Origin of the sequence: Streptomyces sp. R28 (genome assembly GCF_041052385.1) — a bacterium.
Taxonomy (GTDB): Bacteria; Actinomycetota; Actinomycetes; order Streptomycetales; family Streptomycetaceae; genus Streptomyces.
This window is the reverse complement of sequence record NZ_CP163439.1, coordinates 9,417,518-9,430,096: the sequence shown is the minus strand read 5'-3', so window position 1 is coordinate 9,430,096 and position 12,579 is coordinate 9,417,518. Positions and strand designations below refer to the sequence as shown.

Here is a 12,579-nt window from a genome sequence, read left to right as displayed (position 1 = left end):
GGTCATCGTGCACCCTCCCCTGTGCGACCGACGTGCCGGTGCTCGAACGGTGCACGGCCGGTCGTCTCAGTCAGGGACGCCGCCCGGCAGCGGAGGGTTGCCTGCCACTTTTCGCCGGAGGCATCACCTTGGACCGCAATGTCCATCAGGCACGCCTCCTGACGGTACGACGGGTCACATGCCGGGCGTCCAGACCACTCAGGCCGCGCACGGCGACGTACGCCTTCTCTCGCCCCGGCAGGGAAACCCGGCCGCGCAGCACGGCCTCCGGGTCGCGCTCGATGCGGTCGAGGAGGCGGCGGTAGATGCCGGCCATGGCGGCGACACAGGCGCCGCTGCGCCGGTCCAGCATGGGGAGCAGCCGGTAGCCCTCGGCGAAAAGAGCGCGGGCCCGACGCACTTCGAAGTGCACGAGGCCCGCGAAGTCGGAGCCCTCCGGTGGATTCGGCCCGCTGAAGCCGACCGAGCAGCCGAACTTGGCGAGGTCGTCGCCGGGCAGATAGGTGCGCCCTCCTTCGGCGTCCTCGCGGACGTCGCGCAGGATGTTGGTGAGCTGCAACGCGAGCCCGAGCGTGTCCGCGTACTCGGGCGCGCGCTCGGCGCCGCGCGCCCCGGGTTCCGTACCGAACACACCCAGCGAGAGCCGCCCGATGGCGCCCGCCACGCAGCGGCAGTAGACCTTCAGGTCGTCCCAGGTCTCGTAGGTCTCCCCGCGCACGTCCATCAGGACGCCGTCGATGAGCTCGTCCAGGCCGCCGAGCGGGATCGGGAAGGTGTCGGCGGCGTGGACGAGGGCGACGGCCACGGGGTCGATGTCGTCCTCGTCGACCGCCCGGTCGCGGATCCTGGCCAGCAGCTCCCGGGTGCCCTCGAGCCTGGCGATCTTGACCTCGGCGGTCAGCGCGCCGTCGCCGATGTCGTCGACGCGGCGCGAGAACGCGTACAGCGCCGACATCGCGCGGCGCTTGGCCGTCGGCAGCAGCCTGATGCCGTAGGCGAAGTTACGGGCCTGCTGTCCGGTGACGGCCTCGCAGTAGCTGTAGGCGGCGAGTACCGGTGCGGACGCGTGTGGCTCTGACTCCACGGTCCGGATCACCCCTCTCCTCGCAGAGTCACGCCCACCTCACGCAGCAGCTGGAGCTTGCTGGCCTTGGGCGGGCCGGGAAGTACGTCGTATTCGGCGGCGGCGATCGCACGGATCGCCGCCCTTCCCCCCGCCACGAACCCCGCGAGCAGCAGCTTGAGCCTGCCGTGGACGCTACCCACCAGGGGGGTGCCTTCATTCAGGAGGTTCTGGGCACGTTCCGCTTCGTATGCAACCAGTGCGCGCACCGATGCGCCTGCTGTTTTTACCGCGAGATCGGTTTCCTCGACGTGGAAACGCTTCATGTCGTCCGCCGGCAGATAGATCCGGTCACGACCGAGGTCCTCGGCGACGTCCTGGAGGTGCTCGACGATCTGCAGCGCCGTGCACACCGCGTCGGAGCGGCGGATCCGCTCGGGGGTCTCGGTGCCGGTGACGGCGAGCACGAGACGGCCGACCGGGTTGGCGGAGAGTTCGCAGTAGGCAAGGAGATCGTCGTAGGTCTCGTACCGCCCCACGAGCTGGTCCTGGCGGTTGGCGGCGATCAGGCCGAGGAAGGGCTCGGGGGTCAGTGAGCGGCGGCGGGCGGTCGGCTGCAGACGGCGCAGCAAGGGGTGGCGCGGGGTGCCGTCGAAGACACGGCGCAGGTCGGCCTCGAAGGCGTCGAGGAGGACGAGAGGGTCCTCGGCGTCCTCGGGCGACACGCCGAGCAGACGGGCGTCGGCGCCGCCGGGCGCGAGATCACCGTCGCCGATGTCGTCGACGAGGCGGGCGAATCCGTAGACGGCCATGAGGTCGGTGCGCCAGGCCCTGGGCAGGAAGAACGGCGCCACGGGGAAGTTCTCCGCGGCGGCCTTGTCGAGCGTGCTGCGCTCCGGATCACCTGTGCGCGCGCTTGGTCCCGTCACCGCGGACTGCCCGGCGCGGGGACGGCACATGCTGCGTGGAGCTGGGGAGTTTCCGTAGCCATTGCCGTCACATCTCCCGTTCTACACCGCAGACCCAATGCACACTATTTCGGACACGCCGCCCGGCCGTCCGCGCCGCAGCCCGGAGAGAGGGGTGTCGCGCCTTATCGCCCCACTTGCCGTGTTTCGGTACCGGTACAGCTTACGTTGTACAACGGGGCACGGCCCGTGGGGGTGTCCTGCGCATCACAAGAACACACCGATTGGCGCCAAGATTCCTACGGCCAGCCGGAGTTGACGTTTCCTTTGCAGACGCGGGGCCCCGCCGGGGCAGTTCCGGCTGGGCCCCGCGAAGCGTCCTGGGCCACACGGCCCATGTCCGGGTGGACTACTTGCCCGTGAACTTCTCGTACTCCTTGAGGACCTCGTCCGTCGGTCCGTCCATCCGCAGCTCGCCGCGTTCCAGCCAGAGAACGCGGTTGCAGGTGTCGCGGATCGACTTGTTGTTGTGACTGACCAGGAACACGGTGCCGGCTTCCTTGCGCAGCTCACGGATGCGTTCCTCGGAGCGCTTCTGGAACTTGCGGTCGCCGGTGGCCAGCGCCTCGTCGATCATCAGGACGTCGTGGTCCTTGGCGGCGGCGATGGAGAAGCGCAGCCGGGCCGCCATGCCGGAGGAGTAGGTGCGCATCGGCAGGGTGATGAAGTCGCCCTTCTCGTTGATGCCGGAGAAGTCGACGATCTCCTGGTAGCGCTCCTTGATCTGCTCGCGGGACATGCCCATGGCGAGTCCGCCCAATATGACGTTGCGCTCGCCGGTCAGGTCGTTCATCAGGGCCGCGTTCACACCCAGCAGCGAGGGCTGGCCGTCGGTGTAGACCTTGCCCTTCTCGGGCGGGAGCAGGCCGGCGATGGCGCGCAGCAGGGTGGACTTGCCGGAGCCGTTGGAGCCGATGAGGCCGATGGCCTCGCCCCGGTAGGCGGAGAAGGAGACGCCGCGGACGGCGTGCACCTTGCGTACGCCCCGCTCCGCGTCGTCGGAGCCCCTCTTGAGGATGCGGCTGAGGGCGGCGGTGGCGCTGCCCTTGCCGGTCTTGGCTCCGTTGACGCGGTAGACGATGTGCAGCGCGTCGGCGATCACGGTGGGGATGCGCTCCCCCGGGTTCTGCTCAGCCACGGCCGTACCTCTCCTCCGCCTTCCAGAAGTACACGAAACCGCCGACGGCGAACAGCACAGCCCAGCCGATCGCGGCCGCCCAGACATGGTCGGGCAGGTTCGAGGAGCCGTAGCCGTCGATGAGGGCGAAGCGCATCAGGTCCATGTAGATCGCTGCCGGGTTCCACTGCAGGACGGTCGCGATCCAGTCCGGCCGGCCCTTCAGCATGATCGGGATCGAGAACATCACGCCGGACGCGTACATCCACGTACGCATCACGAAGGGCATGAGCTGGGCCAGGTCCGGGGTCTTGGCGCCCGCACGGGCCATGATCATCGCGAGGCCGGTGTTGAAGAGGAACTGCAACACCAGCACCGGCACGATCAGCAGCCAGGACAGGCTCGGGTAGCTGCCGAAGCCGACGGCCACCACGAACAGCACGATCATCGAGAACAGCAGCTGCTGGAGCTGCTGGAGCGCGAAGGAGATCGGCAGCGAGGCGCGCGGGAAGTGCAGCGCGCGGACGAGGCCGAGGTTGCCGGAGATCGCGCGTACGCCCGCCATCACCGAGCTCTGGGTGAAGGTGAACACGAACACGCCGGTGACGAGGAACGGGATGTACACCTCGCGGTCCATGCCTCGGTCGGCCTGGAGGATGAGGCCGAAGATGAGGAAGTACACCGCCGCGTTCAGCAGTGGCGTGGCCACCTGCCAGAGCTGGCCGAGCTTCGCCTGGCTGTACTGGGCGGTCAGCTTCGCCCGCGAGAACGCGAGGATGAAGTGCCGCCGGTCCCAGAGCTGACGGACGTACTCGAACAGCGAAGGGCGGGCGCCGCTCACGGACAGCCCGTACTTGGCGGCGAGCTGTGCCGCCGTGAGGCCCTCGTCGGGCGACGGAGGCGCGCTCACCGCGACTGATCCGTCGTGCGTTGTCTCACTCACCAGTTGAAACTTTCGTCTTCGAGATGCACAGCCTGTGCGGGCCTGGCATGAACCCTCGGGCCGGGATACGGCTCGGTTGCTCGGTTGCTCCAAGGGTCGAGCTTGTCAGATGACGGGAGGTCGGCCCAGTCGAGTCAGCCGCCACACCGTACGCCACTTCATGGGCCGGCGGGGACCGCAGGGAGTGGTCCAGCCTTCCCTGAACCCGCCGAACCATGCCTTCAGGGCAAGGCGGGAGGGGCGGCGCAGGAGGGTGAGCAGCATCCAGACGCCCAGATAGACCGGGACGAGGGGGGCGGGGAGGTTGCGGCGGGCGAGCCAGACGCGGTTGCGGGCGACCATGCGGTGGTAGACCGCGTGCCGGGAGGGCGCCGTCGTCGGGTGGTACAGCACCATGTCGGACCGGTAGTCGATCATCCAGCCCGCGTCGAGGGCCCGCCATGCCAGGTCGGTTTCCTCATGGGCGTAGAAGAACTCGTCCGGCAGCCCGCCGACCTCGGCGAAGACCTGGGTACGGACGGCGTTGGCGCCGCCGAGGAAGGTGGTGACCCGGGAGGAGCGCATCGGGTCGGCGGCGCGCAGCCGGGGGACGTGGCGCCGCTGGGTGACGCCGGTGTCCGGGTCGGCGATGCGGAAGCTGATGATGCCGAGCTTCGGGTCGGCGGAGAAGGCCTCGCGGCACAGTTCCGCGGTGTCGTGCTGGGCTAGGAGGCCGTCGTCGTCGAGGAAGAGCAGGATGTCGACATCGCGCCCGCTGGGGCCGAAGGCCTCGACGCCGACGTTGCGGCCGCCGGGGATGCCGAGGTTCTCGGGCAGCTCGATCGTGCGGACGCCCTCGGGGACGTCGGGCACCGGGGAGCCGTTGCCGACCACGACGACCTGGACCGGGTCGCCGTCCTGCTTGGCGACCGAGTCGAGCAGGGCACGGAGCTCGTCGGGGCGGTTGCCCATGGTGATGATCACCGCGCCGACCTTCATGCCGCTCACTTCAGCCTGCTCGAAGCGAGGATGGACACGAGGTGCAGCAGGGTCTGCAGCAGCGCGATGCCTGCCAGCACCGCGACGCCGAGCCGGGAGAAGAACAGGTCGCCGCGGACCTGGTCGACGATCGCGAGGACCAGGATCAGCACGGACGCCTCGATGCCGAGGATCAGGCGGTGGAACTTGAGCGCGGCGGCGGCCTTGCGGGCCAGCGCCATGCCGGAGGTGCGCATCTCGGAGGCGGCCTCCTTGACCGGCGCCAGCCCGTTCTGGTGCCGGGCGACACCGACGAGGTCGGTCTCCGCCTTGATCAGGATCGCGCCGAGCGCGGCCAGGGTGCCGAGGAACGCCCACAGCCAGTCGATACGGCCGCTGCCCCACAGGTCTGCGGCGCGCAGGCCGAAGCCGACCAGTACCGCCGCGTCGGTCAGATAGGCGCCGACCCGGTCCATGTAGACCCCGCCGAGCGAGTACTGCTTCCTCCAGCGCGCGATCTCACCGTCGACGCAGTCCAACAACAGGTAGAGCTGGACCATGACCACGCCGAGCACCGCCCCCGGGATCCCCGGCACCAGGAGTGCCGGGGCCGCGAGGACACCACAGACGGTCATCAGGTACGTGAGCTGGTTGGGCGTGACCCTGGTGTTCACCAGGTAGCGGTCGACCCGCAGGGACACCTCACGCATGTAGAGGCGTCCCATCCAGTGCTCACCGCTGCGCCGGTCCTTCACCCCCGCGGGGTGAACGACGGGGCGGAGTTCAGCTACCGATGGCCTTGACATAGTCGGCGTAGATGTCCTTGATCTGGTCGGTGGTCAGGTCGAGGTGTTCGAGGATCGTGTAGCGGCCGGGCCGGGTCTGCGGAGCGAACTCGACGACGCGGACGAACTCGTCGTCCGTGAAGCCGATCTCCTCCGGCAGTACCGGCAGCCCGTGCCGACGCAGCACCTCGGCCATGTAGGCCGACTCCTCGTGGGCCCCGCGCAGGTACATCGCGAAGGCCGCACCCAGTCCGCACTGCTCGCCGTGGGCGGCCGCGCGCCTGGGGAACAGCAGGTCGAACGCGTGGTTGATCTCGTGGCACGCCCCGGAGGACGGGCGGGAGTCGCCCGACACCGACATGGCGATACCGCTGAGGACCAGCGCCTCCGCCAGCACCTGCAGGAAGTCGGTGTCCCCTATGCCGCCGGGGTGCCGGAGTACCGCCTCGCCGGCCTGCCGGGCGATCGCGGCGGCGAGGCCGTCGATCTTCTCGCCGTTGACGCGGTTGGCGAGCTCCCAGTCCGCGATCGCGGAGATGTTGGAGATGGCGTCGCCGATGCCGGCGCGGACGAAACGTGCCGGAGCGTCGTGGATGACGTCCAGGTCGATGACGACCGCGATCGGGTTCGGCACGCCGTAGGAGCCGCGGCCCGCGTCGTTGTCGAGGGTGGCGACCGGCGAGCACAGGCCGTCGTGCGCGAGGTTCGTCGGTACGGCGACCAGGGGCAGGCCGACGCGCGCCGCGGCGAACTTGGCGCAGTCGATGATCTTGCCGCCGCCGAGCCCGACGACCGCGTCGTAGTGGCCGGCCCTTATGGCACCGGCCAGCCGGACCGCGTCGTCGAGGGTGCCGCCGCCGACCTCGTACCAGGTGGCGCCGGGCAGCGCGGGAGCGAGCCGCTCCTTGAGCCGGGCGCCGGAGCCGTTGCTGACCGCGACGGCCAGTTTGCCGGAGTGCGAGATGCGCTCGTCGGCGAGCACGCTGCCCAGGTCGTCCAGGGCACCCGGGCGGATGTCCACGACGACCGGCGAGGGGATGAGCCTTGTCAGTACTGGCACGCGATCTCCCGTCCACGGGCGAGATCGTCGTGGTTGTCGATCTCGACCCACTTGACGTCGCCGATCGGCGCCACGTCGATGCGGAAGCCGCGGTTCACGAGCTCCTGGTAGCCGTGCTCGTAGAACTGCTGCGGGTCGGTCTCCCACACGGCCTTCAGGGCGTCGGCCAGCTCGGGGGCGGCGTCGCCCTCGATGAGGGTGACGCCGATGTACTCGCCGGTGGCCTCGGCGGGGTCCATCAGCTTGGTGATCTTCGTCATGCCCTTCTCGGGGTCGACGACGACCTTCATCTCCTCGTCGGCCAGGCTCTTCACCGTGTCCAGGGCGAGGATGATCTTCTTGCCCTCGCCGCGGGCGGCGAGCAGCGTCTTCTCGACGGAGACCGGGTGGACGGTGTCGCCGTTGGCGAGGATCACGCCGTCCTTGAGGGCGTCACGGCCGCACCACAGGGAGTAGGCGTTGTTCCACTCCTCGGCCTTGTCGTTGTCGATGAGGGTGAGCTTCAGGCCGTACTTCTGCTCAAGGGCTTCCTTGCGCGCGTACACGGCCTCCTTGCGGTAGCCGACGATGATCGCGACCTCGGTCAGACCGATCTCGGCGAAGTTGCCGAGGGTCAGATCGAGAACCGTGGGTTCGCCCTCTATGCCCGCGGGCCCCACCGGCACCAGAGCCTTGGGGAGGCTGTCGGTGTAGGGGCGCAGACGCCGTCCGGCGCCGGCCGCCAGCACGAGGCCGATCATGCGGGTTCTCCTTCATCGTGTACGGCGGGCGCCCCGGAGGACACCCAGAAGCGGATGCTCTCGACGAGCACCACGAGGGCCACGGCCACGGCCAGGGCCGTGAGCGCGACCTTGAACTGCGAGGCGGTGAGCGCGGCGGCCAGAACGGTGACGAGCAGCGTCCGTCCTTCGTGCCCCCCGATGACGCGCACCAGCCAGGCCGGGGGCGCTCCGGCGTTGCCGCGGATGCGGTACACCGTGTCGTAGTGATGGTAGGCGACAGCCGCCACCAGGCCGAAAGCCGCAGGAAGGGCTCCGTTTACCCCGGCTTTGACCGCGAGGGCGAGCACGGTGCCGTATTCGGCCGCCCGGAAGAACGGCGGAACCAGCCAGTCCAGGGCGCCCTTGAGGGGCCGGGCGACGGCAAGCCCCGCGGTCACGGCGTACACGAGCGCGGCGACGATCGGCCACGGTCCGCCGAAATCGGTCAGCGCGGCCACGGCGACGACCGCGGCGCCGCCGAGGAGGGCGGCAGCCGGGACGGCGAAGCCGGGCAGTCGGCGCGCGGGGTTCTTGAAGGCCTCGGCGAAGCCCTGCGCGAGCGGCCCCGAGTCGGCGAGGTCGGCCAGCGCCTGCGCTGCGCGGTCGGTGCGCCGGGCCTTACGGGTCAGCGAGCGCAGCACGCGGCCGGCCGTGGTGTACGTCGCCGCGAACGCGCAGCCGATGAGCAGCGCGTAGAAGGTGATACGCGGGGTGGTGAGCGCCGTCAGCACCGCGATCATCGCCCAGCGCTCGCCGATCGGCAGGACGATCATCCGGCGCACCCACACCGTCCAGCCGACGCTGTCGAGCTTGTCGGACAGGGCGGCCGTGGGGCTGGTGTTGGCGGTGGCGTCGTGGTTGGCCTCGTTGAAGGAGAAGTCGACGACGTGCCGGCAGGTCTGCAGGACCATGGCGCCGAGGGCGAGCCCCCATACGTCGTCACCGCCGCGGGCGGCGCCGAGGGCGAGGCCGGCGTAGTAGGCGTACTCCTTGGCCCGGTCGAAGGTGGCGTCCAGCCAGGCGCCGAGCGTGGAGTACTGCAGGGAGTAGCGGGCGAGCTGGCCGTCGGTGCAGTCCAGCACGAACGAGAAGATCAGCAGCAGGCCGGCCGCGACGAAGCCGCCCCGGGTGCCGGTGGCCGCGCAGCCCGCCGCGATGAGCGCGGTGAGCAGGGAGGCGGTGGTGACCTGGTTCGGGGTCAGGCCCCGGCGGGCGCACCAGCGGGCGATGTAGCGGGAGTACGGGCTGATGCAGAACGTGGTGAAGAAGCCGTCGCGGGACTTCACGGCCGACTTCAGACGTACGGCCTCGTCGTCGACGGCGGCGACGGCCTGGCGTGCCTCGTTGCGGGCCTGCGGGTCGGCCGGAACGGCGGCGACCAGGCTGCCGAGCTCGGGGCGCTGAACGTCGGTGCCTTCGTCGTCGAGGGCGGTGACGATGCGGTCGGCGAGGCTGTCGACGGCCACCGCGGTGCCGCCGCCCGCGGAGTTCTCGCGGGCCATGGCGCGGGTCAGCGCCTGGCGGCCGGCGGGCTGGGCCGTCACGGCGCCCGGGACCGCGGCCAGCGGGAAGCGGGGGTCGGTCAGGCCGAGGCGCAGCGCGTGCAGGTGGCCGACGAAGCGGGCGTCGACCACGGCGACCCGCTGGTCACCGGGCACCTGGGCGAGGAGCGTCTCGGCGTCGGCCGGGTCGGCGGCGACCCGCACGTCGTAGCCGAGGGACCGCAGATCGCCCTCGATCGACGATCCGGGGACCGGCGGACCGGTCAGGATGGCGGTCGACAACCGAACTCACTCCCTGGGTACCGGCGTGTCCGGCCGGTCATGTGCATGTGTGGGGGCGCCCGTTACCTAGGGCCCGGGCGGCATGTCGGCAGAGGCTATCGGATTGACGCAAGCCGACGTTCACCACCCGTTTGGCGGAGCGATCAACGTGGTTTTCCCAGAGCATTGCCGCGATCATCATCGGGGATTTCGGGTCCTGCCCACAAACCCGTAGTTACAGACGGGACATCAAGGACATTGGTTCCACCGCCTGTACCTCGGCATAGGGTGAACGACCATGACATGGCTGATCACCGGCGGAGCCGGCTACATCGGAGCACATGTGGCGCGGGCCATGACCGACGCCGGGGAGCACGTCCTCGTACTGGACGACCTCTCGGCCGGGTCTCCCGCGCGGCTGCCGTCGGACGTCGCGCTCGTCGAGGGCTCCGCGCTGGACGGTGACCTGCTGAAGCGGGTGCTGGCCGAGCACGCGGTGACGGGTGTGGTGCATCTCGCCGCGCGCAAGCAGGTCGGCGAGTCCGTGGCGCAGCCGACGCGCTACTACCGGGAGAACGTGGGCGGTCTCACCACGCTCCTGGAAGCGGTCGCCGAGGCGGGGATCAAGCGGTTCGTGTTCTCGTCGTCCGCCGCCGTCTACGGCAACCCCGATGTGGATCTCATCACGGAGGGCACCGAGTGCGCGCCGGTGAACCCCTACGGCGAGACCAAGCTCGCCGGTGAGTGGCTGGTGCGGGCGGCGGGCCGGGCGCACGGCATCGCGACCGTGTGCCTGCGTTATTTCAACGTCGCGGGTGCCGCCGCGCCCGAGCTGGCGGACACGGGTGTCTTCAACATCGTCCCCATGGTCTTCGACCGGCTCACCCGCGACGAGGCGCCGCGGATCTTCGGCGACGACTATCCGACGCCGGACGGCACCTGCGTCCGCGACTACATCCACGTCGCGGACCTCGCCGAGGCGCACCTGGCGGCGGCCCGGCGGCTCACCGAGGCGGACGCGAGCGGTGATCTGACGGTCAACATCGGTCGCGGCGAGGGTGTCTCCGTCCGCGAGCTGATCACCGTCATCGGCGAGGTCACCGGCGACCGGCGCCCCGCCGTCGTCGAGGCCCGGCGCCCCGGCGACGCGCCGCGCGCGGTCGCCTCGGCCGCACGGGCCGCCGAGGAACTGGGCTGGACGGCTCGGCGCGGGGTACGCGAGATGGTCGAATCGGCGTGGCAGGGGTGGCTGCTGCACCACGGCGGCCGGTCGAGCAACTAATCATGCAAGGCCCTGACCTGCGGATCGTTTCCGCAGGTCAGGGCACATGACAACGGTGTTCAGTGCCGCGTTGCCGGATACCCCCCACCCGTAGTTCACTGTGATCCCGGACGGAAGTTCCGATCGTCGGACGGACCACAGAAAGGGCGGCTTTCTCATGGGGGCTGGGCACGATCACGGGCACTCGCACCCGCCCACGACCGGTACGGCGGCGGCCGCGTACCGCGGGAGACTGCGCGTCGCGCTGTCGATCACGCTCGGCGTCATGGTGGTCGAGATCGTCGGCGGTGTGGCCGCGAACTCGCTCGCTCTGATCGCGGACGCGGCACACATGGCGACGGACGCGCTGGGCCTCGGCATGGCGCTGCTCGCCATCCACTTCGCGAACCTGCCGCCGAGCACGACGCGCACCTTCGGCTACGCCCGCGCGGAGATCCTCGCCGCCCTCGCCAACTGCCTGCTGCTGCTCGGCGTCGGCGGCTACGTCCTGTACGAGGCGATCCAGCGGTTCTTCACGCCCGCGGACACCGAAGGCGGCCTGATGATCGTGTTCGGCGCGATCGGCCTGGTCGCGAACATGATCTCGCTGACTCTGCTGATGCGCGGCCAGAAGGAGAGCCTGAACGTGCGCGGCGCCTTCCTGGAGGTGGCCGCGGACGCGCTGGGCTCGCTCGCGGTGCTGATCTCGGCGGCGGTGATCCTGGCCACCGGCTGGCAGACCGCCGACCCGATCGCCTCGCTGGTCATCGGCCTGATGATCGTGCCGCGCACCTTCAAGCTGCTGCGCGAGACCCTCGACGTCCTGCTGGAGTCGGCCCCCAAGAACGTCGACATGGCTCAGGTACGGGCCCACATACTCGCCCTGGACGGTGTCGAGGACGTCCACGATCTGCACGCCTGGACGATCACGTCCGGCATGCCGGTGCTGTCGGCACACGTGGTGGTGCGCTCCGACGCCCTGAACGCGATCGGCCACGAGAAGATGCTGCACGAGCTCCAGGGCTGTCTCGGCGACCACTTCGACGTGGAGCACTGCACCTTCCAGCTGGAGCCGGTCGGGCACGCGGAGCACGAGGCCCGGCTCTGCCACTGAAACAACCGTACGATCCGATAACACGCCAGTACGGGCGGAATGCAGCGATCCGGTGGTCGGTTGCGTCCTCATGCTCACAACACCCCCGCCGACGGTTCCGTACCCGCCGCGCCGGGCACGATCAACTGCCGGGAGTGCCGGATTCGTACGGCACACTTGGGGCGCAAGACCGATGCGAAGGATGGGTATGCCGATCACACCTGCGACCACGACGCACAGTCCGTCGAACGGCGCCGCAGACGCGATTTTGCTGGAACTGGTCGACGAGAACGGTGTGACGATCGGCACCGCGGAGAAGCTCGCCGCCCATCAGCCGCCGGGACAGCTGCACCGCGCCTTCTCCGTGTTCCTCTTCGACGAGCGCGGTCGGCTGCTGCTCCAGCAGCGGGCGCTCGGCAAGTACCACTCCCCCGGTGTGTGGTCCAACACCTGCTGCGGTCACCCCTACCCCGGCGAGGCGCCCTTCGCGGCCGCGGCAAGGCGCACGTACGAGGAACTCGGCGTCTCCCCGTCGCTGCTCGCGGAGGCGGGCACGGTCCGCTACAACCACCCGGACCCGGACTCGGGCCTGGTGGAGCAGGAGTACAACCACCTCTTCGTCGGCCTGGTGCAGTCCCCGCTGCGGCCGGACCAGGAGGAGGTCGGCGCGACGGCCTTCGTGACCTCCGCCGAGCTGACGGAGCGCCACGCGAAGGACCCCTTCTCGTCCTGGTTCATGACGGTGCTCGACGCGGCCCGCCCCGCGATCAGAGAGCTGACGGGACCGTCGGCCGACTGGTGACGAGCG

At 69.9% G+C, this 12,579-nt stretch carries 13 protein-coding genes; 3 read left to right on the top strand and 10 right to left on the bottom strand.

Features of this window, described 5'->3' with window-relative positions; all coding sequences use genetic code 11:
• Nucleotides 1-2 precede the first annotated feature (2 nt).
• The 10 genes from AB5J49_RS41375 to AB5J49_RS41330 all read right to left on the bottom strand — a co-directional run bounded on the left by AB5J49_RS41375 (nucleotide 3) and on the right by AB5J49_RS41330 (nucleotide 9,438).
• Entirely contained in the window at nucleotides 3-146 is a 144-nt protein-coding gene (locus AB5J49_RS41375) for a DUF6380 family protein (protein WP_369174019.1), read from the bottom strand.
• A complete protein-coding gene (gene hpnD, locus AB5J49_RS41370) occupies nucleotides 146-1,096 on the bottom strand; it encodes a presqualene diphosphate synthase HpnD (protein ID WP_369174018.1) in 951 nt (316 codons plus the stop codon). Before hpnD ends, AB5J49_RS41375 begins: the two co-directional genes overlap by 1 nt.
• A complete protein-coding gene (gene hpnC, locus AB5J49_RS41365) occupies nucleotides 1,093-1,992 on the bottom strand; it encodes a squalene synthase HpnC (RefSeq protein ID WP_369174017.1) in 900 nt (299 codons plus the stop codon). The genes hpnD and hpnC overlap by 4 nt, the downstream gene beginning before the upstream one ends.
• A 388-nt stretch (nucleotides 1,993-2,380) precedes the next feature.
• Complete coding sequence (locus AB5J49_RS41360) at nucleotides 2,381-3,169, bottom strand: ABC transporter ATP-binding protein (protein WP_369174016.1); 789 nt, start codon at nucleotides 3,167-3,169, stop codon at nucleotides 2,381-2,383.
• A complete protein-coding gene (locus tag AB5J49_RS41355) occupies nucleotides 3,162-4,091 on the bottom strand; it encodes an ABC transporter permease (protein WP_369174015.1) in 930 nt (309 codons plus the stop codon). Before AB5J49_RS41355 ends, AB5J49_RS41360 begins: the two co-directional genes overlap by 8 nt.
• Before the next feature lie 105 nt (nucleotides 4,092-4,196).
• Nucleotides 4,197-5,069: a glycosyltransferase family 2 protein gene (locus AB5J49_RS41350; RefSeq protein WP_369175434.1), complete on the bottom strand. Its 873-nt coding sequence runs from the start codon at nucleotides 5,067-5,069 to the stop codon at nucleotides 4,197-4,199.
• Nucleotides 5,070-5,074: 5 nt separating this feature from the next.
• Nucleotides 5,075-5,854: a CDP-alcohol phosphatidyltransferase family protein gene (locus AB5J49_RS41345; RefSeq protein ID WP_369174014.1), complete on the bottom strand. Its 780-nt coding sequence runs from the start codon at nucleotides 5,852-5,854 to the stop codon at nucleotides 5,075-5,077.
• Entirely contained in the window at nucleotides 5,832-6,893 is a 1,062-nt protein-coding gene (locus AB5J49_RS41340; protein WP_369174013.1) for an iron-containing alcohol dehydrogenase family protein, read from the bottom strand. The genes AB5J49_RS41345 and AB5J49_RS41340 overlap by 23 nt, the downstream gene beginning before the upstream one ends.
• A complete protein-coding gene (locus AB5J49_RS41335) occupies nucleotides 6,881-7,633 on the bottom strand; it encodes a sugar phosphate nucleotidyltransferase (RefSeq protein ID WP_369174012.1) in 753 nt (250 codons plus the stop codon). Before AB5J49_RS41335 ends, AB5J49_RS41340 begins: the two co-directional genes overlap by 13 nt.
• Nucleotides 7,630-9,438, bottom strand: a complete 1,809-nt coding sequence (locus AB5J49_RS41330) for a DUF5941 domain-containing protein (protein WP_369174011.1) — start codon at nucleotides 9,436-9,438, stop codon at nucleotides 7,630-7,632. Before AB5J49_RS41330 ends, AB5J49_RS41335 begins: the two co-directional genes overlap by 4 nt.
• 277 nt (nucleotides 9,439-9,715) lie before the next feature.
• Between AB5J49_RS41330 and galE the strand changes: the two genes are divergently transcribed.
• From galE to idi, 3 genes are all read left to right on the top strand, one after another.
• Nucleotides 9,716-10,699, top strand: a complete 984-nt coding sequence (gene galE, locus AB5J49_RS41325) for a UDP-glucose 4-epimerase GalE (protein WP_369174010.1) — start codon at nucleotides 9,716-9,718, stop codon at nucleotides 10,697-10,699.
• A 157-nt stretch (nucleotides 10,700-10,856) separates the two neighbouring features.
• On the top strand, nucleotides 10,857-11,792 hold the full coding sequence (locus AB5J49_RS41320; protein ID WP_369174009.1) for a cation diffusion facilitator family transporter: 936 nt from the start codon (nucleotides 10,857-10,859) through the stop codon (nucleotides 11,790-11,792).
• A gap of 187 nt (nucleotides 11,793-11,979) precedes the next feature.
• Nucleotides 11,980-12,573 (top strand): isopentenyl-diphosphate Delta-isomerase, encoded by a 594-nt coding sequence (gene idi / locus AB5J49_RS41315; RefSeq protein ID WP_369174008.1) that lies wholly within the window; start codon nucleotides 11,980-11,982, stop codon nucleotides 12,571-12,573.
• Nucleotides 12,574-12,579 lie beyond the last annotated feature (6 nt).